The organism is Pseudomonas sp. TH06, from assembly GCF_016651305.1.
GTDB lineage: Bacteria > Pseudomonadota > Gammaproteobacteria > Pseudomonadales > Pseudomonadaceae > Aquipseudomonas.
Genome location: NZ_JAEKEC010000001.1, coordinates 1,308,155 through 1,332,409, shown reverse-complemented (window position 1 = coordinate 1,332,409; position 24,255 = coordinate 1,308,155). Strand labels below are relative to the sequence as shown.

The window sequence follows — 24,255 nt, the reverse complement described above, 5'->3', positions numbered from 1 at the left end:
CAGGCTCGCTCCTACTGTGATCGGGTTTCAATGTGGGAGCGAGCCTGCTCGCGAAGAGGCCGGAACAGTCGATCAAAATCTTTGATCAGATCAACCCGCCTTCATCCTCATCAATCAACTGACTCAACCCGCCCAACGCTTCCCGCGCCTGAGTCCGGTCCATCAATTTGGCTTGCGCCGCCGGCGGCAGGTCGGTGACGCGGATCACGCCTTTCTGGGTCAGCACCTGAATCAGGTCGTCGAGTACCCGAATCATTTCAAAGTCGCTCTGCTTGAGCTGTTTGAGGCTGTTTTCCACGGCTTCGTTGGCGTACCACGCCTGGATTTCGTGGTGATCGGCCGGCAGCGTTTCCGTGGCCTCGGCGTACGCCGCAGCTTCCACGCGAATCAACTGGCCTTGCGCATCGCGTTGCACGTAAAACATTGAGCATCCCTCGGAAATGAACCAGCGTCATGCTGTCAGCAGCATAGCCAACTGCGCGCAAGTATGCGGTGCGGTGACGCAATCGTCACCGGGGTGGGCAGCGCAAACGTGACGGCCGCCCCATTGGAGCGGCCGTTTTGTTCACGGATCAGCTGTTGTTGTGGTCGACCTTGATGGTCGGATCGCTACCGGCAATCAGGTTGTGGATGTTGGCGCTCGACCAGTTATTGCCTTCCAGTTTGATCGTCACGTCTGGCGTTGCCGCAGCGGCATCACCCGAGTTGAACTTGCCCGTCGAGCTGACTTGCAGCGACGACGTGCCGTCGACCGTGGTGATCTTCAGGAAGTTGTCGATGGTGCTGCCGGTTTCGCCCTGCAACAGATCACGCAGGTCGATGCGGTCGCCTTCGCTGGCCTTGAAGTCCTTGATCACGTCGTTGCCGGTGTCACCCGCCTTCCAGACGAAGGTGTCGGCACCCGAACCGCCAATCAGGATGTCGTTGCCCTGACCGCCGATCAGCGTGTCGTTGCCGGTACCGCCGAGCAGGATGTCATTGCCCTTGCCGCCGTCGAGCAGGTCATTGCCGCCCGAGCCGAACAGGATGTCATTGCCCGCGCCACCCAGCAGCGTGTCGTTGCCGTCGTGGGCACCGGACACATCGAACGCCTGATAGTGCTCGGTGATGTACTGGTGCACGTTGCTGGTGGTGACTTTGCTGACGTCGACGCCGGTCTGCTGGGCAACGAATGCCTGCATCGCCTGATAACCCTCACCGGCAATGCCGTTGAAGCTCACCAGATCGCCGAACAGGATGTCGTTGCCGTCGCCACCGCTGACGGTGTCGTTGCCTGGCAGCGTTGCTTCGGTGTGGCCGATGATCGAGTTGGCCAGGTCCTTCGGATCGATGTTGGTCTGCGGCGTCTTGTCCGAGTCGTACGGTTTCAGGTCGTTGAGGCTGACGCCGCTGTTGAGGCCAATGGCTTCGACGTTCGACAGGCCGCTGAGCAAGGCGAAGCTGGTGGTCGAGTTGTCGGTGGTGGTCGTGGTGGTGCTGCTGCCGCTGCCCGCCAGGCTCGACAGCTCGTAAGTGCCGTCGCCCTGAGCGTGAACGGTGCCCAGGTTGGTCGTCGACCAGCCGTAACGGCTGGTGTAGGTCTGCAACTGGGCGACGCCGTTGGAGTTGATGCTCAGATAGTGCGTGCTGTCGATATAGGTGCTGAAGGTGTCGCCCAGCTTGTAGTTGCTGGTCGTCACCACGCTATCGAACTTCACGCTGCCGTACAGCGTCGGGTTGGTCTGCTCGCCGCTCTGGTAGTAAGTCGGCTGGCCGTCGGTGATGAAGTAGGTAAGGTTCTTCGCCCCGGTGTTGGCCACGGCGTCAGCACTCTGGAACCAGTTGGCCGTGGTTTTGAACACGTCCTCATAGTTGGTGCCGCCGCCGGAAGTCATCGAGTCCAGCACCGCTTTGAGCTGGGTCAGCGCATTCGGATCGTTGAGGTTCACCGATACCGATTTGTTGACCTGGGTGTCGAAGTCCACCAGGAAGATATTCACCGTGCCCGAGTTGCTGCCGCCCAGGCTCTGCTTGAGGGTGTTGAACACCGAGGTCAGCGAGTCTTTCGCCGCGCTGATCGACGACGCGCTCATGCTGCCCGAGCTGTCGACCATGAAGGCGATGTTGTAGTTGGTGCCCGGCACCACGGTCAGACCGCCGATGTCGGCGACCATGATGTCGTTGCCGTCGGTACCGCTGAAGGTGTCGTCGCCGGAAGTCGCAACTATGGCGTTGTAGACCGCCGGCACCACAGTGACCGGAATGGTCGCGGTGCTGCTGGCCGAGCCGCCGACCTGCTCGGTAGAGGTCGAAGTCACGGTCAGGTTGAACTGGCCGTTGTAGTACGGCGGTGGCGTCACGGTCAGGCTGCCGAGGTTCCAGCCGGTCACGTTGGCATCGCCGCTGGTCGCGGTGACGGTGAAGGTATGGCCTGCGCCGTCGCTCAGCACCGAGCCGACCGGCGCGCCACTGATCTTCACGCTCAGGGTTTCCGAGCCGTCGGTGTCGGTCAGCGCAGTGCTGATTGCTGACAGTTTCACCGTGGTGCCTTCGGCGCCGGTGTTGAGTTTGTAGCCGTCGTAATAGCCTTCGCCATTGGTGCCGTGCAGATCGGAAACGGTCACGCCCGAATTGATCAGATCCTGCACGCCGGTGTAGATCGGTACGCCTGTGTTGCTCAGATCGATCGGCGTGCTGCCGTTGACCGACAGGTTGACGTCATAGCTGCCCGGGCCGCTCTGGTTGTGGTGGTAGATGTCCAGGGTGTAGTAACCGCTGGTGGTCGGGGTGAACGAACCGCTGATCGCACCGCCCGCGCCCCAGGTACCCGACGCCACGCTCTTGCCGCCGATGGTGATCAGCAGGCTGTCATCGGCGATGCCGCTGAAGGAGTAGGTCTTGCCGGCTTCGAGGTAGATCAGGCCGGAAGTCTTCGACGCCGTACCTGCCGCCACGCTGCCATCGGATTGCACGTTGGTCACGCTGCCGCTGGAGTTCGGCGTGCCGGCGCCGTCGATCACGTTTTTCAACGTGGTCGAATCTGCGCCGTTGCCGCTGGTGCCGAGGCCCGACAGACCGGTCCAGACTTCCTTGATCAGGCCGGTGGACTTCACGCTGTTGTCCGCCACGCTCACGGTCGGGGCATCCGCCACTGGCGTGATGTCGATCTTCACGGTGCCGGTGTTGCCCAGCAGTTGGCCGTCGGTTGGCTGGAACTTGATCTGTGCGTAATCGGCCTGGTTGTTGCCCATGCCAGTGCCGCCGTAACCGTTGACCCCCGACTCGTTGGCATCCGGCATGAAGCGCAGTTTGCCGGCGTCGATGTCAGCCTTGCTGAAGGTCTGGTTGTTGGCGACGTCTTTCCAGGTCGAGCCGTCCAGGTACTGCAGTTTGCCTTCGCCCGGCAGCTGGGTGATTTTCACACCGAGGCTGCTGGCCGGGCTGTCGACGTCGGTCACACCGAAGGTCGACCAGCCGAGTATCAGCGGGGTGTCTTCAGTTCCGGTGACGTTGCTCGGTGCGGCGACCGGTGCGTCGTTGACCGCCACCACGTTGACCGTGGTGGTCGCGGTGTTGGAGTAGTTGCCGCCATCGGTCACGGTCACGGTGATGATCCGTGGCACGGTGCTCGGGTTTTCACTGCCGTTGGTGAAGCTGATGTTCTTGATGGCCTGCATGTAGTCGGCCAGCGTCGCATTGCCCGACAGGGTCAGCGTCACAGTGCCGTTGGTGCTGTTGGCATTGATGGTGATGCCGTTGACGCTGTTGCCCAGGTTCAGCGCATCGCCGTCCTGACGGTTGGTCAGCACCACGGTGGCGCCGGTCAGCATGGTGCTGTCCGGGTCAGTGATGCTGATGTCGGTGTCAGCAATCGACACACCGGCGCCCGGGGTGTTTTCGGTGAAGGTCACCTTGTAATCGGCACCGGTCGCGCCGCTGGAGTTGTTGGCATCCAGGTCGATGACCGGCGGCGCGTCGTTGTCGATGATCGACGTGCTGACGCTGCCATTGGTGCTGCTGACCGCGAGGTTCTCGAAGTTGCCGCCCGTGGCCGAGTCGATCTTGACCACGAAGTTCTCGGTGCCTTCGGTGATCTTGTCATCGATGGTGGCGACGTTGAACTGCGCGCTGCTGGCGCCTGCCGGGATCTTCACGGTGTACACACCGGTGAAGTCGGAACCGTCGGCGGCGGTGCCGCTGTAGACGATTTTCAGGGTCACTTCGGTTTGCGCCGGGTGGTTCAGGCTGACGGTGTAGCTGGCGGTCTGGCCTTCGGTCACCGAGGTGCTGCCGGTGATGCTGACTGTGGTGGTGTCGATGGTGTCGGTGACGTTGGTCACCGCTGGTGTGTTGTTGGTCACCAGGTTTTCGAAACTGCCGCCGCTGGTACCGGTGATGGTGGCCTGCACGGTGCCTGCGTCTTTGTAGACGTCGTCAGCCGGAGCGGGAACAGTCACGGTGCCGGTGGTTTTGCCGGCGTCGATGGTGATTACCGAGCCGTTGGACAGCGTCACGGTGACTGGCGAACCAGCCGCGTTGGTCAGCGTCGCGGTGTAGGTGATCTGGCCACCTTCGGCCACGGTGCCGGTTGCGCTGAGCGTCAGGTTGGTGGTGTCGATGGTGTCGGTCACGGTGGTGCTGACAGGTGTCTTGTCGGCAACCAGATTCTCGTAGTTGCCGCCGCTTACGTTGGTGATGGAGTTGGTCAGTGGCGCATGACCGGTCAACGCATCGTTCGGCGCGGCGGTAGTCACGGTGCCGGTGGTTTTGCCGATGTCGATGGTGATCTGCTGACCATTGGCCAAGGTCACGACGACAGGCGAGCCGGTCACGGCTGCGCCGACGGTCGCGGTGTAGACGACGTTGCCGCCTTCAGCCGCCGTGCCGGTTGCAGTCAGTTTCACCGTGGTGGTGTCGATGGTGTCGGTGACGCTGGTCACGGCTGGTGTGTTGCTGGTCACCAGATTCTCGAAGTTGCCGCCAGTGGCGGTCTTGATCGTGGCCTGGACGGTGCCGGCGTCTTTGTAGACGTCGTCAGCCGGAGCAGGAACGGTCACGGTGCCGGTGGTTTTGCCGGCTTCGATGGTGATTACCGAGCCGTTGGACAGGGTAACGGTCACTGGCGAGCCAGCGGCGTTAGTCAGGGTCGCGGTGTAGGTGATCTGGCCACCTTCGGCCACGGTGCCAGTCGCGCTGAGCGTCAGGTTGGTGGTGTCGATGGTGTCGGTCACGGTGGTGCTGACCGGGGTTTTGTCAGCCACGAGGTTTTCGTAGTTGCCGCCAGTGACGTTGGTGATCGAGTTGGTCAGCGGAGCGTGGCCGGTCAACGCATCGTTTGGTGCGGTGGTGGTCGCGGTTCCCGTGGTCTGGCCGACGCCGATGGTGATGGTCTGACCGTTGGCCAGCGTCACGACAACCGGCGAACCGGTTACGGCTGCACCGACAGTGGCGGTGTAGGTGACGGTGCCGCCTTCAGCCGCCGTAGCGGTGGCAGTCAGCTTCACTGTGGTGGTGTCGATGGTGTCGGTGACACTGGTCACGGCTGGCGTCGTGCTCGGCACCAGATTTTCGAAGTTACCACCGGTGGCGGTGCTGATCGTGGCTTGCACGGTGCCGGCGTCTTTGTAGACGTCGTCCGCTGGTGCCGGAACGGTCACGGTGCCGGTGGTTTTGCCAGCCTCGATGGTGATTACCGAGCCGTTGGACAGCGTCACGGTGACTGGCGAGCCAGCCGCGTTGGTCAGCGTCGCGGTGTAGGTGATCTGGCCACCTTCGGCCACGGTGCCGGTCGCGCTGAGCGTCAGGTTGGTGGTGTCGACGGTGTCGGTCACGGTGGTGCTGACCGGGGTTTTGTCAGCCACGAGATTTTCGTAGTTGCCGCCGGTTACGTTGGTGATCGCATTGGTCAGCGGTGCATGACCGGTCAACGCGTCGTTCGGTGCGGTGGTGGTCACGGTACCGGTGGTTTTGCCGACTTCGATGGTGATCTGCTGACCATTGGACAGCGTCACGGTGACTGGCGAACCGGTGACTGGAGCACCGACAGTCGCGGTGTAAGTGACGGTGCCACCCTCGGCTGCAGTTGTGGTCGCAGTGAGCTTCACGGTCGTGGTGTCGATGGTGTCGGTGACGCTGGTCACGGCTGGTGTGGTGCTGGTTACCAGTTTCTCGAAGCTGCCACCGGTGGCGTTGCTGATCGTGGCCTGCACAGTGCCGGCGTCTTTGTAGACGTCGTCAGCCGGTGCTGGAACGGTCACGGTGCCGGTAGTTTTACCGGCCTCGATGGTGATCACCGAACCGTTGCTCAGGGTTACGGTGACTGGCGAGCCAGCGGCGTTGGTCAGAGTCGCGGTGTAGGTGATCTGACCACCTTCGGCGACGGTGCCGGTCGCGCTGAGCGACAGGTTTGTGGTGTCGATGGTGTCAGTGACCGTAGTCGAGACCGGCGTCTTGTCAGCAACCAGATTTTCATAGTTGCCGCCGCTGACATTGGTGATCGCGTTGGTCAGTGGCGCATGACCGGTCAACACGTCATTCGGCGCGGTGGTGGTCACGGTGCCGGTGGTTTTGCCCACTTCGATGGTGATGTTCTGACCGTTGGCCAGAGTCACGACCACAGGCGAACCGGTGACCGGTGCGCCAACTGTCGCCGTGTAGGTAACGGTGCCACCCTCAGCCGCCGACTCGGTCGCGGTCAGTTTCACCGTGGTGGTGTCGATGGTGTCGGTGACACTGGTGACGGCTGGCGTCGTGCTCGGCACCAGGTTTTCGAAGTTGCCACCGGTGGCGGTGCTGATCGTCGCCTGCACGGTGCCGGCGTCTTTGTAGACGTCGTCAGCCGGGGCTGGAACGGTCACGGTGCCGGTGGTTTTACCGGCCTCGATGGTGATCACGGCGCCGTTCGACAGGGTCACGGTCACTGGCGAGCCAGCGGCGTTGGTCAGCGTTGCGGTGTAGACAATCGAACCGCCTTCAGCAACCGAACCAGTCGCGCTCAACGACAAGTTAGTGGTGTCGACAGTGTCGGTCACGTTGGTGCTCACCGGTGTCTTGTCGGCCACAAGGTTTTCGTAGTTGCCGCCAGTGACGTTGGTGATCGAGTTGGTCAGCGGTGCATGGCCAGTCAGTGCGTCGTTTGGCGCAGTGGTGGTCGCGGTGCCGGTGGTCTGGCCAACACCAATGGTGATGGTTTGACCGTTGGCCAGCGTCACGACAACCGGCGAACCGGTTACGGCTGCACCGACAGTGGCGGTGTAGGTGACGGTGCCGCCTTCAGCCGCCGATTCGGTGGCGGTCAGTTTGACCGTGGTGGTATCGATGGTGTCAGTGACGTTAGTCACTGCCGGTACGGTGCTCGGCACCAGATTCTCGAAGTTGCCACCGGTTGCGGTCGAAATGGTTGCTTCGACTTTGCCCGCATCTTTGTAGACGTCATCCGCGGGTGCTGCGACGGTGACGGTGCCGGTGGTTTTGCCAGCCTCAATGGTGATCACGGCGCCGTTCGACAGGGTCACGGTCACTGGCGAGCCAGCGGCGTTGGTCAGCGTGGCGGTGTAGATGATCGAGCCACCTTCAGCGACCGATGGGGTAGCACTCAGCGACAGGTTGGTGGTGTCGACAGTGTCGGTCACGTTGGTGCTCACCGGTGTCTTGTCGGCCACAAGGTTTTCGTAGTTGCCGCCAGTGACGTTGGTGATCGAGTTGGTCAGCGGCGCATGGCCAGTCAGTGCGTCGTTTGGCGCAGTGGTGGTCGCGGTGCCGGTGGTCTGGCCAACACCAATGGTGATGGTCTGACCGTTGGACAGGGTAACGACGACAGGCGAACCGGTAACCGGAGCACCGACAGTCGCAGTGTAAGTAACGGTGCCGCCTTCAGCCGCCGATTCGGTGGCGGTCAGTTTGACCGTGGTGGTATCGATGGTGTCAGTGACGTTAGTCACTGCCGGTACGGTGCTCGGTACCAGATTCTCGAAGTTGCCACCGGTGGCAGTGGAAATGGTCGCTTCAACCTTGCCCGCGTCTTTGTAAACGTCATCAGCCGGAGCCGGAACGGTCACTGTGCCGGTAGTTTTGCCAGCCTCAATGGTGATCACGGCGCCGTTCGACAGGGTCACGGTCACTGGCGAGCCAGCGGCGTTGGTCAGCGTGGCGGTGTAGATGATCGAGCCACCTTCAGCGACCGAATTGGTAGCGCTGAGCGACAGATTGGTGGTGTCGACGGTGTCGGTGACGTTGGTCGAAACCGGGGTCTTGTCGGCCACCAGGTTCTCGTAATTGCCACCCGTTACACCGGTAATCGCGTTGGTCAGCGGCGCGTGGCCGTTCAACACGTCGTTCGGCGCGGTGGTGGTCACGGTCCCCGTGGTTTTGCCGACTTCAATAGTGATGTTCTGACCGTTGGACAGGGTCACGACGACAGGCGAACCGGTGACTGGAGCGCCCACGGTGGCGGTGTAAGTGACAGTACCGCCTTCGGCCGCCGACTCGGTCGCGGTCAGTTTGACCGTGGTGGTGTCGATGGTGTCGGTGACATTGGTCACGGCCGGTACAGTGCTCGGCACCAGGTTTTCGAAGTTGCCGCCGGTGGCAGTCGAAATGGTCGCTTCAACCTTGCCCGCGTCTTTGTAAACGTCATCAGCCGGAGCCGGAACGGTCACTGTGCCGGTGGTTTTACCGGCTTCGATGGTGATCACCGAGCCGTTGCTCAGGGTCACGGTCACTGGCGAACCAGCGGCGTTGGTCAGGGTGGCGGTATAAACAATCGAACCGCCCTCAGCGACAGAGCCAGTGGCGCTTAGCGACAGATTGGTGGTGTCGACGGTGTCGGTGACAGTGGTCGAAACCGGTGTCTTGTCGGCAACCAGATTCTCGTAATTGCCACCCGTCACACCGGTAATCGAGTTGGTCAGCGGCGCATGACCGGTCAACGCATCGTTCGGCGCGGTGGTGGTCACGGTACCAGTGGTTTTACCCACTTCGATGGTTATCTGCTGACCATTGGACAGCGTCACGACCACAGGCGAGCCAGTCACAGGCGCGCCCACAGTGGCGGTGTAAGTGACAGTGCCGCCTTCAGCCACGGACGTATCGGCAGTGAGTTTGACCGTCGAGGTGTCGATGGTGTCGGTCACTTCGGTCACGGCCGGCGTCGTGCTCGGCACCAGGTTTTCGAAGTTGCCGCCAGTCGCGGTGGAAATGGTTGCTTCGACTTTGCCGGCGTCTTTGTAGACGTCGTCAGCCGGGGCTGGAACGGTGACGGTGCCAGTAGTTTTACCAGCCTCGATGGTGATCACGGCACCGTTCGACAAGGTCACGGTCACTGGCGAGCCAGCGGCGTTGGTCAGGGTGGCGGTGTAAACAATCGAACCGCCCTCAGCGACCGAATTGGTAGCGCTGAGCGACAGATTGGTGGTGTCGACGGTGTCGGTGACGTTGGTCGAAACCGGGGTCTTGTCGGCCACCAGGTTCTCGTAATTGCCACCCGTCACACCGGTAATCGAGTTGGTCAGCGGCGCATGACCGGTCAACGCATCGTTCGGTGCAGTGAAGGTCACGGTACCGGTGGTTTTGCCCACTTCGATGGTGATGTTCTGGCCGTTGGCCAGCGTCACCACAACTGGCGAGCCGGTCACTGGCGCACCCACGGTCGCGGTGTAAACAACCGCGCCACCTTCAGCGGCGGTCTCGGTGGCCGTCAGTTTGACGGTGGTGGTGTCGATGGTGTCGGTAACGTTAGTGACCGCCGGAACAGTGCTCGGCACCAGATTCTCGAAGTTGCCGCCAGTCGCGGTGGAAATGGTCGCTTCGACTTTGCCGGCGTCTTTGTAGACGTCGTCAGCCGGAGCCGGAACAGTCACAGTGCCGGTGGTTTTGCCCGCTTCGATAGTGATCACAGCGCCGTTCGACAAAGTCACTGTCACTGGCGAGCCAGCCGCGTTGGTCAAGGTAGCGGTGTAAACAATCGAGCCACCCTCGGCCACGGAACCGGTCGCGCTCAACGACAGGTTGGTGGTGTCGACGGTGTCGGTGACGTTGGTCGAAACCGGCGTTTTGTCGGCAACCAGATTCTCGTAGTTGCCGCCCGTCACACCAGTGATCGAGTTGGTAATCGGCGCATGACCGGTCAACGCATCGTTCGGTGCAGTGAAGGTCACAGTGCCGGTGGTTTTGCCCACTTCAATGGTGATGTTCTGACCATTGGCCAGAGTCACGACCACAGGCGAACCAGTAACCGGCGCGCCAACGGTGGCGGTGTAAGTAACGGTGCCACCTTCGGCTGCCGATTCGGTAGCCGTCAGTTTGACGGTGGTGGTGTCGATGGTGTCGGTAACGTTGGTGACTGCTGGAACGGTGCTCGGCACCAGGTTCTCGAAGTTGCCGCCCGTCGCGGTGGAAATAGTCGCTTCAACCTTGCCCGCATCTTTGTAAACGTCATCAGCCGGTGCCGGAACGGTGACGGTGCCGGTGGTTTTACCCGCCTCAATCGTGATGACGGCGCCGTTCGACAAGGTCACAGTCACCGGCGTGCCGGCCTGGTTGGTCAGCGTCGCGGTGTAAACAATCGAACCGCCTTCAGCCACCGAATCGGTTGCGGTCAGGTTCAGGTTGGTGGTGTCGGTGGTGTCCGAAACCGCGGTGTCAGCCGACTTGCCGTCGGTCACCAGTTTTTCGTAGTTGCCGCCAGTCGCGCCGTCGATGGTCACGCTCAACGAGCTGCCGCCTGACAATGGGCTGTTCGGCGCAACGAAGTTCACGGTGCCGGTGGTTTCACCGACAGCGATGGTGATGGTCTGGCCGTTGGACAGGGTCACGACGACCGGCGAGCCAGTCACTGGCGCGGTCACGGTCGCGGTGTAGACCACGGTTTCGCCTTCGGCGACGTTAGCCGTGGCAGTCAGCGACACAGTGGAGGTGTCGATGGTGTCGTTGACGGTGGTGACTGCTGGAGTAGTGCTGGTGACGAGGTTCTCGAAGTCGCCACCGGTCGCGCCCTTGATGGTCGCTTCAACGGTGCCGGCGTCTTTGTAGACGTCGTCCTTCGGTGCATCGACGGTCACGGTGCCGGTGGTTTTACCGGCCTCGATGGTGATGGTCGCACCATTGCTCAACGTGACGGTGACCGGGCTGCCGGCAGCGTTGGTCAACGTCGCGGTGTAGGTGATCTGGCCACCTTCGTTCACCGCGCCAGTGGCGCTGAGCGACAGGTTGGTGGTGTCGACAGTGTCGGTCACGGTGGTGCTGACCGGGGTTTTGTCGGCTACGAGGTTTTCGTAGTTGCCGCCGCTGACGTCAGTGATCGAGTTGGTCAGCGGCGCGTGACCGGTCAACGCATCGTTCGGTGCGGTGGTGGTGACGGTGCCGGTGGTTTTGCCGACTTCGATGGTGATGTTCTGGCCGTTGGCCAAAGTCACCACGACCGGCGAACCGGTGACTGGCGCGCCGACAGTGGCGGTGTAGGTGACGGTGCCACCCTCGGCAGCCGACTCGGTGGCCGTCAGTTTTACGGTCGAGGTGTCGATGGTGTCAGTGACGTCGGTCACCGCTGGCGTGGTGCTCGGAACGAGGTTCTCGAAGTTGCCGCCGGTAGCGTCCTTGATGGTGACTTCGACTTTGCCTGCGTCCTTGTAGACGTCGTCGGCTGGCGCCGGAACAGTCACGGTGCCGCTGGTTTTACCGGCTTCAATGGTAATGACGGCGCCATTGGACAGGGTCACGGTGACCGGCGAGCCTGCCGCGTTGGTCAGTGTGGCGGTGTAAACAATCGAACCGCCTTCAGCCACAGTACCGGTCGCAGTCAGCGACAGGTTGGTGGTGTCGACAGTGTCGGTGACGTTGGTCGAAACCGGCGTCTTGTCGGCCACCAGATTCTCGTAATTGCCGCCGCTTACATCAGTGATCGCGTTGGTCAGCGGCGCGTGACCGGTCAACGCATCGTTCGGTGCGGAGGTGGTCACGGTGCCGGTGGTCTTGCCGACTTCGATGGTGATCTGCTGACCGTTGGCCAAGGTCACCACGACAGGCGAACCGGTGACTGGCGCGCCAACGGTAGCGGTGTAAGTGACGGTGCCACCTTCAGCTACGGTGGTGTCGGCGGTCAGTTTGACGGTCGAAGTGTCGATGGTGTCAGTGACGTCGGTAACGGCCGGAACGGTGCTCGGTACCAGATTCTCGAAGTTGCCACCGGTGGCGTCCTTGATCGTCACTTCGACTTTGCCGGCGTCTTTGTAGACGTCATCGGCTGGCGCTGGAACCGTTACGGTGCCAGTGGTTTTGCCTGCCTCGATGGTGATCACCGAGCCGTTGCTCAGGGTCACTGTGACGGGCGAGCCAGCGGCGTTGGTCAGTGTCGCGGTGTACGTGATCGAACCGCCCTCGGCGACCGAATTGGTGGCGCTGAGCGACAGGTTGGTGGTGTCGACGGTGTCGGTGACGGTGGTCGAAACCGGAGTCTTGTCGGCCACCAGATTCTCGTAGTTGCCGCCGCTGACGTTAGTGATCGAGTTACCCAACGAGGCCTGACCGGTCAGCGCGTCGTTTGGCGCGGTGAAGGTCACGGTGCCGGTGGTTTTGCCGACTTCAATGGTGATTTGCTGACCGTTGGCCAACGTCACCACGACAGGCGAACCGGTAACCGGCGCACCAACAGTCGCGGTGTAAGTGACGGTGCCGCCCTCAGCTACTGTCGTGTCGGCGCTCAGTTTCACGGTCGAGGTGTCGATGGTGTCAGTGACGTCGGTCACGGCTGGCGTGGTGCTCGGAACCAGGTTCTCGAAGTTGCCGCCGGTAGCGTCCTTGATGGTGACTTCGACTTTGCCGGCATCTTTATAGACGTCATCGGCAGGCGCCGGAACGGTCACGGTGCCGGTGGTTTTACCGGCCTCGATGGTGATCACCGAGCCGTTGCTCAGGGTCACGGTCACTGGCGTGCCAGCCGGATTGGTCAAGGTTGCGGTGTAAACAATCGAGCCGCCCTCAGCCACAGTCCCGGTCGCGCTCAGCGACAGGTTAGTGGTGTCGGTGGTGTCGGTCACGCTGGTGCTGACCGGGGTTTTGTCGGCAACCAGATTTTCGTAGTTGCCGCCCGTCACGTTAGTGATCGAGTTGCTCAGTGGCGCCTGACCGACCAACGCATCGTTCGGTGCGGTGGTGGTGACGGTGCCAGTGGTTTGGCCGACTTCGATGGTGATGCTCTGGCCGTTGGCCAGGGTCACGACCACCGGCGAGCCGGTGACTGGCGCGCCAACCGTCGCGGTGTAAGTGACGGTGCCACCTTCAGCCACGGTGGTGTCGGCGCTCAGTTTCACGGTCGAGGTGTCGATGGTGTCAGTGACTTCGGTGACGGCTGGAACGGTGCTCGGCACCAGGTTCTCGAAGTTGCCGCCAGTCGCGGTGGAAATGGTCGCTTCGACCTTGCCCGCGTCCTTGTAAACGTCATCCGCCGGCGCCGGAACCGTTACGGTGCCGCTGGTTTTGCCAGCCTCGATGGTGATGACGGCGCCGTTGCTCAGGGTCACGGTGACTGGCGAGCCAGCCGCGTTGGTCAGAGTCGCGGTGTAAACAATCGAGCCGCCCTCAGCCACGGAACCGGTCGCGCTCAGCGACAAGTTGGTGGTGTCGACGGTATCAGTGACGCTGGTCGAAACCGGGGTCTTGTCGGCCACCAGGTTTTCGTAGTTGCCACCACTGACGTCAGTGATCGAATTACTCAGCGGCGCGTGGCCGGTCAGCGCGTCGTTCGGTGCGTAGGTGGTCACGGTGCCGGTAGTTTTACCCACTTCGATGGTGATCTGCTGACCGTTGGCCAAGGTCACCACGACAGGCGAACCGGTGACTGGCGCGCCAACGGTAGCGGTGTAAGTGACGGTGCCACCTTCAGCTACGGTGGTGTCGGCGGTCAGTTTGACGGCCGAAGTGTCGATGGTGTCAGTGACGTCGGTAACGGCCGGAACGGTGCTCGGTACCAGATTCTCGAAGTTGCCACCGGTGGCGTCCTTGATCGTCACTTCAACTTTGCCGGCGTCTTTGTAGACGTCATCGGCTGGCGCTGGAACAGTCACAGTGCCGGTGGTTTTACCTGCCTCGATGGTAATCACCGAGCCGTTGCTCAGGGTCACAGTGACGGGCGAGCCGGCAGCGTTGGTCAGCGTGGCGGTGTAAGTAATCTGGCCACCTTCAGCCACGGAACCGGTCGCGCTCAGCGACAGATTGGTGGTGTCGGTGGTGTCAGTCACGCTGGTGCTGACCGGGGTTTTGTCGGCCACGAGGTTTTCGTAGTTGCCGCCGCTGACGCCGGTAATCGAGTTGCTCAGTGGCGCCTGGCCTACCAATGCGTCGTTCGGCGCGGTGGTGGTGACGGTGCCAGTGGTTTGGCCGACTTCGATGGTAATGCTCTGGCCGTTGGCCAGAGTCACGACCACCGGCGAACCGGTAACTGGCGCGCCAACGGTAGCGGTGTAAGTAACGGTGCCGCCTTCAGCCACGGTGGTGTCGGCGGTCAGTTTGACCGTCGAGGTGTCGATGGTATCGGTGACGTCAGTGACGGCTGGCGTGGTGCTCGGAACGAGGTTCTCGAAGTTGCCGCCGGTAGCGTCCTTGATGGTGACTTCGACTTTGCCAGCGTCTTTGTAGACGTCATCGGCAGGCGCCGGAACGGTCACGGTGCCAGTGGTCTTGCCCGCTTCGATGGTGATCACCGAGCCGTTGGACAGGGTCACGGTGACTGGCGAACCAGCCGCGTTGGTCAGGGTCGCGGTATAGGTGATCGAGCCACCTTCGGCTACGGTGCCGGTCGCGGACAGCGACAGGTTGGTGGTGTCGACGGTGTCGGTCACGGTGGTGCTGACCGGGGTTTTGTCAGCGACCAGGTCTTCGTAGTTGCCGCCAGAAACACCAGTGATCGAGTTGGTGATCGGCGCGTGGCCGGTCAATGCGTCGTTCGGTGCAGTGGTGGTCACGGTGCCGGTGGTTTTGCCGACTTCGATAGTGATGTTCTGACCATTGGCCAGAGTCACGACAACCGGCGAACCGGTGACTGGCGCCCCGACAGTAGCGGTATACGTGACAGTCCCGCCTTCAGCTGCCGACTCGGTTGCGGTCAGTTTGACGGTGGTGGTGTCGATGGTATCGGTAACGTTGGTGACCGCTGGTGTGGTGCTCGGAACGAGGTTCTCGAAGTTGCCGCCAGTGGCGTCCTTGATGGTTACTTCAACTTTGCCGGCGTCTTTATAGACGTCATCGGCAGGCGCCGGAACGGTCACGGTGCCAGTGGTTTTACCGGCCTCGATGGTGATCACTGAGCCATTGCTCAGGGTCACGGTCACTGGGGTGCCGGCCGGATTGGTCAGGGTCGCGGTGTAAACAATCGAGCCGCCCTCAGCCACGGAACCGGTCGCGCTCAGGGTCAGGTCGGTGGTGTCGGTGACGTCAGTGACGGTGGTCGAAACCGGGGTCTTGTCGGCCACCAGGTCTTCGTAATTACCGCCGGAAACACCGGTGATCGAGTTGGTCAGCGGTGCATTGCCCGCCAACGCGTCGTTCGGCGCGGTGGCGGTCACGGTGCCGGTGGTTTTGCCGATGTCGATGGTGATCTGCTGACCGTTGGCCAGGGTCACGACCACAGGCGAACCGGTGACTGGCGCGCCAACGGTAGCGGTGTAAGTGACGGTGCCACCTTCAGCCACGCTGGTGTCGGCGGTCAGTTTCACGGTCGAGGTGTCGATGGTGTCAGTGACTTCGGTGACGGCCGGAACGGTGCTCGGCACCAGATTCTCGAAGTTGCCGCCCGTGGCGTCCTTGATCGACACTTCAACTTTGCCGGCGTCTTTATAGACGTCATCGGCAGGTGCCGGAACAGTCACGGTGCCGGTGGTCTTGCCCGCCTCAATAGTGATTACCGAGCCGTTGCTCAGGGTCACGGTTACCGGGGTTTGCGCGGCGTTGGTCAAGGTTGCGGTGTAAACGATCGAGCCACCCTCGGCAACGGAGCCGGTAGCGCTGAGGCTCAGGCCAGTGTTGTCGATCGAGTCGGTTACGGTGGTGGTCGCTGGCGTCGTGTTCGGCACCAGGTTCTCGAAGTTGCCACCGCTAGTACCGGTAATCGTGGTGCTGACGGTGCCGCCATTGTTGTAGACGTCGTTCGGCGCGGTTGGCACGTTGACGGTGCCGCTGGTCTTGCCGGCTTCAATAGTGATGGTCGAACCGTTCGACAGGGTAATGGTGACCGGTGTCTGCGCAGCGTTGGTCAGGGTCGCGGTGTAGGTGATCTGGCCACCTTCGACGACGGTACCGGTGGCGGTGAGGCTCACGCTGGTGGTGTCGATCGAGTCGGTCACGGTGGTGGTCGCTGGCGTCGTGTTCGGCACCAGGTTCTCGAAGTTGCCGCCGGTTGCACCGGTAATCGTGGTGCTGACGGTGCCGCCATTGTTGTAGACGTCGTTCGGCGCGGTCGGCACGTTGACGGTGCCGGAGGTCTGGCCGGCTTCAATGGTGATGGTCGAACCGTTCGACAGAGTGACTGTGACCGGGGTCTGCGCCGGGTTGGTCAGGGTCGCGGTGTAGGTGATCTGGCCGCCCTCGACGACGCTGCCGGTAGCGGTCAGGGTCAGGCCGGTGTTGTCGATCGAATCGGTGATGGTGGTCACCGCCGGTGTCGGGTTCGGCACCAGGTTTTCGAAGTTGCCACCTGTGGCACCGGTGATGGTGGTGGTGACGGTGCTGCCGTTGTTATAGACGTCGTTGGCCGGGGTCGGCACGTTGACGGTGCCAGTGGTCTGGCCCGCGCCGATGGTGATGGTCGAGCCGTTCGACAGGGTGACGGTGACCGGCGTCTGCGCCGGGTTGGTCAGGGTCGCGGTGTAAGTGATCTGGCCGCCTTCGGTGACACTCGGGCCTGCCGTCAAGGTGACGGTGGTGGTGTCGATGGTGTCGGTGACCTGGGTCGTGGCCGGAGTGGTCGGCGGGGTCACGGTAATGCCGTTGCCGCCAGTGGTGCCGGTGACGGTCACGTCGATCTGGGTCGGATCGTTATAAACGGTGTCGTTCGGTGCCAGCGGCACGTTGACGGTGCCAGTGGTGGAGCCGGCCGGAATAACGATCACCGCGCCGTTGGACAGGGTGATGGTCAGGTCGGTCAGCGGTGCCTGGGTCAGGGTCGCGGTGTACACCAGCACGCCGCCGGCTTCAGTGATGGTCGGCGTGGCGCTGAGGCTCAGGGTCGACTCACGCAGGGCGTTGGTGGTGGTGTCGGTGGTCTGGCCACCGGTGATGTTTTGCGCCGCTTGCGCGCCGGAGTTGATCCCCGCCGTCGGGAAACCAATGGTCGGATCAACACGCCCCGCCGTGGCATCGAGCATCACGAAACTGTGACCACCACCGGCAGCGCCGCCAGTGCCTGCGGCGCTTGGGCCGGCAGCGGTGGCTTCAAGGGCGGTAGTCGGGTCGACACCCGCGGCAATCGCTTGCTGCAATTCTGCTACCGACGGCGCAGCCTGCGCGGTGGCTTCGGCCAGGTCAGTGCTGGAGTCAGGGGCGTTGGCGCTCCACTGGGTTTCGCGGCCCAGATCGAGGGTGCGGCCATCAGCCAGTTCAAGCGACACGGCGCCGGAGAGGCCAGTGTCGATCTGGTCGCCGACATACAGGCGATCGCCTTCAACGAGTACACGGCGTACGCCCTCTGGGGACACCACGAATACCTGACCGACAATGCTTTTGACGACGGCAACAACACTGCTCATTGAAGACTCTCCGGGGTGTCACGTTCAGTTGACTTCCATGGACCTGATGGCATGGATGCCGATTCAGTCTGGACGTACTTTAAAAAAATGCGAAACAAGTTTGACGCATACATTCGTCAATAATTTGGCTAGATTCTTTCGCTATTAACTTTATGCCAAACTATTGACCTTCTGGGTGCCATCCTAAACAATCGCCCCACTAATGTCACATTGATATTTCCGCGGCGACCTGTCCTTCAGCGTGTGATCCAGTTCCTGTTTTGAACTTTCCGACATACGGTCATTCCGGTTGCCATCATCCGCCGCAGCAGCACGTTTTGCTGTGATTCAAGACAAGTAGTTCTGGGAAATCGTTACCATGCGTTCGCATTTGTTCAAGGCTCTACCTTTTGCTCTCGCCGCTTCATTCGCACAAGCACAATCCCTACCAGAGGCCATGCAACAGGCCTTGGATGTCCATCCGGAAATCCAGGCAGGGGTCAACAGTCGCTTGGCCGCGGATTATCAGTTAAAGGCTGCCAAAGGTGGATACCTGCCCAAGGTCGATCTGCTGGGCGGCTATGGCCGTGAAGGCACCGACAGTGTGACCACCCGCGCCAATGGCGGCGGCAATCACTGGGAAACCCTGAACCGCAGCGAGTCAAGTTTACGTCTCTCGCAAATGGTCTTTGACGGTTTTGCGACGTCCAGCGAAGTCGGGCGTCAACAAGCCACCGTCAACTCCCGCGCCTACTCGTTGCTCGGCACCTCCGAGCGCACCGGCCTGACCGTCGCCCAGGTGTACCTGGACGTGCTGACTCGCCGCGAATTCGTGCGACTGGCCGAGGACAACCTCAAGAGCCACCAGCGTATCTACGACCAGATCCAGCTGCGCACCCAGCGCGGCGTCGGCAGCGGTGCCGACCTCGATCAGGCTGAAGCGCGGATGGCCCAGGCCCGCAACAACCTGATCACTGAACAGACCAACCTGGCCGACTCGGAAACCAACTTCCTCAGTGCCGTTGGCCAGATGCCTGACCAACTGGAGCGTCCGGCGCCGTTCATGGCCATGATGCCGGCCAACCTCAATGAAGCGCGCCAGCAGATGCTGGAAAACAGCCCGATCCTGCGCTCGGCCGAGTCCGATATTGCCGCTGCCGAAAAGCAGTACGAAACCGCCAAGTCGACCTTCTACCCGCGCTTCGATGCTGAATTGGGCCGTACCGCCGATAACGATCTCGACGGCCAGAACGGTCACAACAACGAATGGCAGGCGATGCTGCGCATGCGCTTCAACCTGTATTCGGGTGGCAGCAACAAGGCTGATCTGGAATCCAAGTCGTACCTGTCGAACCAGGCGCTGGACATCCGCAACAACGCCCTGCGTCAGTTGAACGAAGAACTGGGCCTGGCCTGGAACGCCTTGAACAACGCTAACGCGCAAGTGCCGATTGCTCAGCAGTACGTCGATCACAGCACCTCGGTGCGCACCGCGTACCAGCGCCAGTTCAGCCTCGGCGAGCGTACCTTGCTCGATTTGCTCGACAGCGAAAACGAGTTGTTCACCGCTTCGCGGCGTCTGGCTGAAATCAAAAACATTCAGTTATTTACTCAGTATCGAATCAAGGCGACCATGGGCGAGTTGCTCAGAAGCCAGGGAGTGGTCGCACCGTTGGCATCCGTTGTGCAGAACGACGTGAAGCCCAAGGTCCAGCTACCTGGGATGAATTGAGTTATCCCTTTTCAACTGTCAAAGAGTGTCGAGCGTGGAATCAGAAGTCAGTCGAGTTCATCTCAGTCATGATCCACGCGCGTTGCACGACGATCCGTTGCTGGATGGTCTGCTCGCCCTTTGCATGCTGCACCAGAAGCCCGCCAGCGCGGCAATGCTGACCACCGGCCTGCCGCTGCCCAAACAACGTCTGAGTGTCGAGTTGCTGCCCCGCGCGGCGGCTCGTGCCGGCCTGCAAGGTCGGGTGCTGCAACGCAAGCTGGAAGAAATTCCGGCGATCGCGATGCCGGCGCTGTTGCTGCTCAAGGACGGTCGCAGTGCCGTCCTGCTCGGCTGGCAAGGTGAAAACGAAGCGCGGGTGCTGCTCAGCGAAAGCGATGGCGGCGAGTCCGTGGTCAGCCGCGAACTGCTGACCGACGACTACACCGGCAAAGTCTTCTTCGCCCAGCCGCAACACAAATTCGACGTCAACCACGGCACGCTGATCCCGCGTGCCCGCTCGTGGTTCCGCGACACCCTCAAGCGCTCGCGCTGGCTGTATGCCGATGCGATCGCCGCCAGTTTCCTGATCAACATTATCGCCATGGCCGCGCCGCTGTTCGTGATGAACGTCTACGACCGTGTGGTGCCGAACCAGGCTGAGGCGACCCTGTGGGTGCTGGCACTGGGCATCACCGGCGCCTACATCTTCGACCTGATTCTCAAGAGCCTGCGCGCTCTGTGCCTGGACCTGGCCGGGAAGAAAACCGACCTGATCATTTCGGCCACGTTGTTCGAACGCATCGTCGGCATGGCGATGAAATATCGCCCGGCGCGGGTCGGCAGCTTTGCGCAGAACATCCATGAGTTTCAGAGCCTGCGTGACTTCCTTGCGTCGCTGACCCTGACCAGCCTGATCGATCTGCCGTTCACCATCCTGATCTTCATCGTCATCGCGATTCTCGGCGGGCATCTGGTGTGGATCCCGGTGCTGGCGTTCCCGATTGCGCTGTTGATAGGCTACGCCTTGCAGAAACCGCTGGTGGCAACCATGGAACGCACCATGGCGCTGGGCGCCGAGCGTCAGTCGAGCCTGATCGAAACCCTCGCCGGTCTCGACGCGGTCAAGGTCAACAACGCCGAAAGCGAACGCCAATATCAGTGGGAACAGACCATCGGCACCCTTAGCCGCCTCGAACTGCGGGTGAAAATGCTCTCCGGTCTGGCGATGAACATCACCCTGCTGATCCAGCAACTGGCCGGGGTGATCATGATCGTTTTCGGCGTTTACCAGATCATCGACGGTCACTTGAGCATGGGCGGTCTGATTGCCTGCTACATGCTCAGTGGTCGCGCGCTGAGTCCGCTGGCGTCGCTGTCCGGTCTGCTGACCCGTTACCAGCAAGCTCGCGTGACCATGACTTCGGTCGACCAGATGATGGAGCTGCCGCAGGAGCGCAACTTCGAAGAGCGCCCGCTGAGCCGCAAGGTTCTGCAAGGCGCCATCGAATGCCGCCAGCTCAATTTCACCTACCCGGAACAACAGAACCCGGCGCTGAAGAACATCAACCTGGTGATCCGTCCCGGCGAGAAGATTGGCATCATCGGCCGCAGTGGTTCGGGCAAGAGTTCGCTGGCCAAACTGCTGGTCGGCCTGTATCAGCCGGACGACGGCGCGTTGCTGGTCGACGGTGTGGATATCCGCCAGATCGACGTCAGCGAACTGCGCTACAACATCGGCTACGTGCCGCAGGACATTCAACTGCTGGCCGGCACCTTGCGCGACAATTTGGTGTCCGGTGCGCGTTATGTCGAAGACGAGTTGGTGTTGCAAGCCGCTGAACTGGCCGGCGTCCACGAATTCGCCCGTCTGCACCCGCAAGGTTATGAGCTGCAAGTGGGTGAGCGCGGGCAGAACCTCTCCGGTGGCCAACGCCAGAACGTCGCACTGGCCCGGGCGCTACTGCTCAATCCACCGATCCTGTTGATGGACGAGCCGACCAGCGCCATGGACAACACCGGTGAAGAACGCCTCAAGCAACGCCTCGCCGCCGTGATTGAAAACAAGACCGTGGTGCTGGTGACGCACCGGGCATCACTGTTGTCGCTGGTGGATCGCCTGCTGGTGATCGACCGTGGACAGATTCTCGCCGATGGCCCGAAAGCCGCCGTGATGGAAGCGTTGAAGAAGGGGCAGATCAGTGTTGCTTAAGTCGGGTTTCAAGGATTCGATCCGTCGCTACTTCAAAGGCTCTGCATCCTTGCAGGGTCAGCCGCTGCCTGAGGTCAACAAAGCGCTGATCGAAGACGCCCCGCGCGTCGTGCGCCTGACGATCTGGGCGATCATCGGCTTCTTCGTGTTCCTGCTGCTCTGGGCCAACTTCGCCGTGATCGACGAAGTAACCAAGGGCGACGGCAAGGCGATTCCTTCGTCGAAGATTCAGAAAATCCAGAACCTTGAGGGCGGGATCGTTTCCGAACTGTTCGTCAAGGAAGGTCAGATCGTCGAGGCCGGTGCTCCGCTGATTCGGCTGGATGACACGCGATTTGCTTCCAACGTCGGCGAAACCGAAGCCGATCGACTGTCGATGCTGCTGCGGGTCGAGCGCCTGAGTGCCGAGGTCGATGACCGTCCGCTGAATTTCCCCGAAGACGTACTCAAAGCGGTGCCGGGTCAGGCGAAAAGCGAAGAATCGCTTTACGTCAGCCGCCGTCAGCAGTTGCACGACGAGATCGGCGGCTTGCAGGAACAGTTGATTCAGCGCCAGCAAGAGCTGCGAGAATTCGGCTCCAAGCAAGCACAGTATCGTCAGCAACTGGGCTTGCAGCGTCAGGAAATCAACATGTCCGAGCCGCTGGTGGCGCAGGGCGCGGTGTCTCCGGTTGAAGTGCTGCGGCTCAAGCGTGCCGAAGTGGAAACCCGTGGGCAGCTCGACGCCACCACGCTAGCAATCCCGCGTGCGGAATCGGCGATCAAGGAAGTGCAGCGCAAAATTGATGAAACCCGCGGCAAATTCCGCAGTGAAGCGCTGACCCAACTCAACGAAGCACGCACCGACCTGAACAAGGCCAGCGCGACAGGCAAGGCCCTGGAAGATCGTGTCAGCCGTACGCTGGTCACCTCGCCGGTTCGCGGCATCGTCAACAAGTTGCTGGTCAACACAATCGGCGGCGTGATTCAGCCGGGCAGCGACATGGTCGAAATCGTCCCACTGGATGACACCTTGTTGGTCGAAGCTAAAATTCGCCCGCAAGACATCGCCTTCCTCCATCCGGGGCAGGAAGCGATCGTGAAATTCACTGCCTATGACTACACCATTTACGGCGGGCTGAAGGCCCAGTTGGAGCAGATCGGCGCTGACACCATCACCGATGAAGACAAGAAAACCACCTACTACATGATCAAGGTCCGCACCGAACGCAGCCACTTGGGCACCGATGAGAAGCCATTGCTGATCATTCCGGGGATGGTCGCGTCGGTGGATATCATCACCGGCAAGAAGTCGGTGTTGAGTTATCTGCTCAAGCCGATTATTCGTGCCCGCGCTGAAGCTCTTCACGAGCGTTGATTTTATAGTGGATTCGCTGGCCTCATCGTCGGATCGCCGCCCGGAGCCGGCTCACTCCTACAGTAACCGCATTTCTCCAGATGGAATGCGATCCCTGTAGGAGTGAGCCTGCTCGCGATAGCGTCAGCCGAAACACCACATCCCTGTCAGGAAGTGACACAAATCGTCACTCACTAATTCGTCCATTCCTCACCATTCGCCATATCGTTATTCGCTAACGGTATTTAGTTTCCAATTCTTATAGCTATAAAGTCACTTCCCTGCGTACCTGCCGACCAATCGGCGCGCCGCACGACCTGAACCAACACGCAATCCAGCGTGAGTTTCTGATCGACGAGCGCGCTTGTGAGCGCGCCGTGCGTGGGAGATTGAAAGATGTCCGCAGCTACTGCCACCCCTAGCGCCGCGACCGCCGCGCCGCAAACCTTCGAAATTCGCCCGTTCAGCGGTGCCGTTGGCGCTGAAATCATCGGCCTCGACCTGACCCGTCCGGTCAACGATGAGGACTTCGCCCGCATCCACCGTGCGCATCTGGATCATCACGTCGTGGTGTTCCGTGACCAACGCATCACCCCGCAACAGCAGATCGACTTCAGCCGCCGCTTCGGCGTGTTGCAGATCCATGTGCTCAAGCAGTTCTTGCTGGCCAATCACCCGGAAATCCTCATCGTTTCCAATATCGTCGAAAACGGTCAGAACATCGGCCTCGGCGATGCCGGCAAATTCTGGCACTCCGACCTCTCTTATAAAGAGCTGCCAAGTCTCGGCTCGATGCTCCACGCGCAGGAACTGCCATCCGAAGGTGGCGACACCTTGTTCGCTGACATGCACAAAGCCTGGGACAACTTGCCCGAAGCGCTGCGCAAAGCCATTGAAGGGCGCTCTGCCGCGCATTCCTACACCGCGCGCTACAGCGAAACCAAATTCGCAGGCAACTGGCGCCCGACCCTGACCCCGGAGCAACTGGCGCAGGTCGCTGAAGTGGTGCACCCGATCGTGCGTACCCACCCGGAAAACGGCCGCAAGGCGTTGTTCGTCAGCGAAGGTTTCACCACGCGCATCGTCGGTCTGCCAGAGGACGAGAGCCAACAACTGCTCGCCGAGCTCTACGCCTACAGCGTGCTGCCGCAAAACATCTACCGCCATCAGTGGCAGCCCCACGACATGGTGTTCTGGGACAACCGTTCGCTGATCCACCTCGCTGCCGGCTGCCCCGCGCACCTGCGCCGCAAGCTGTTTCGCACGACCATTCAGGGCAACGCGCCTTTCTGATTTGCCGGAGATT

6 protein-coding genes are annotated in these 24,255 nt (G+C 61.3%); 4 read left to right on the top strand and 2 right to left on the bottom strand.

The window, feature by feature from the left end; genetic code table 11:
• Positions 1 to 85: 85 nt before the first annotated feature.
• Together JFT86_RS05795 and JFT86_RS05790 are read right to left on the bottom strand one after the other, a co-directional pair.
• Complete coding sequence (locus JFT86_RS05795) at positions 86 to 424, bottom strand: hypothetical protein (RefSeq protein WP_038369138.1); 339 nt, start codon at positions 422 to 424, stop codon at positions 86 to 88.
• 148 nt (positions 425 to 572) lie between these two features.
• On the bottom strand, positions 573 to 17,711 hold the full coding sequence (locus JFT86_RS05790) for a LapA family giant adhesin (protein ID WP_201236083.1): 17,139 nt from the start codon (positions 17,709 to 17,711) through the stop codon (positions 573 to 575).
• 358 nt (positions 17,712 to 18,069) lie between these two features.
• Here JFT86_RS05790 and JFT86_RS05785 point away from each other — a divergent pair, with 358 nt between their 5' ends.
• The 4 genes from JFT86_RS05785 (at position 18,070) to JFT86_RS05770 (ending at position 24,242) form a co-directional block, all read left to right on the top strand.
• The gene (locus JFT86_RS05785; protein WP_201236082.1) at positions 18,070 to 19,422 is read left to right on the top strand and encodes a TolC family outer membrane protein; all 1,353 of its coding nucleotides are present in this window, start codon (positions 18,070 to 18,072) and stop codon (positions 19,420 to 19,422) included.
• A gap of 34 nt (positions 19,423 to 19,456) precedes the next feature.
• A complete protein-coding gene (locus JFT86_RS05780; protein WP_201236081.1) occupies positions 19,457 to 21,613 on the top strand; it encodes a type I secretion system permease/ATPase in 2,157 nt (718 codons plus the stop codon).
• Complete coding sequence (locus JFT86_RS05775; RefSeq protein WP_201236080.1) at positions 21,603 to 22,970, top strand: HlyD family type I secretion periplasmic adaptor subunit; 1,368 nt, start codon at positions 21,603 to 21,605, stop codon at positions 22,968 to 22,970. The genes JFT86_RS05780 and JFT86_RS05775 overlap by 11 nt, the downstream gene beginning before the upstream one ends.
• A gap of 375 nt (positions 22,971 to 23,345) precedes the next feature.
• Complete coding sequence (locus tag JFT86_RS05770) at positions 23,346 to 24,242, top strand: TauD/TfdA family dioxygenase (protein WP_201236079.1); 897 nt, start codon at positions 23,346 to 23,348, stop codon at positions 24,240 to 24,242.
• Positions 24,243 to 24,255: the final 13 nt, after the last annotated feature.

Bases quoted from the DNA above. Each gene is read 5' to 3' on its own strand.
- JFT86_RS05795 (WP_038369138.1), bottom strand. From the start codon at position 424: ATGTTTTACGTGCAACGCGATGCGCAAGGCCAGTTGATTCGCGTGGAA.
- JFT86_RS05790 (WP_201236083.1), bottom strand. From the start codon at position 17,711: ATGAGCAGTGTTGTTGCCGTCGTCAAAAGCATTGTCGGTCAGGTATTC.
- JFT86_RS05785 (WP_201236082.1), top strand. From the start codon at position 18,070: ATGCGTTCGCATTTGTTCAAGGCTCTACCTTTTGCTCTCGCCGCTTCA.
- JFT86_RS05770 (WP_201236079.1), top strand. From the start codon at position 23,346: ATGTCCGCAGCTACTGCCACCCCTAGCGCCGCGACCGCCGCGCCGCAA.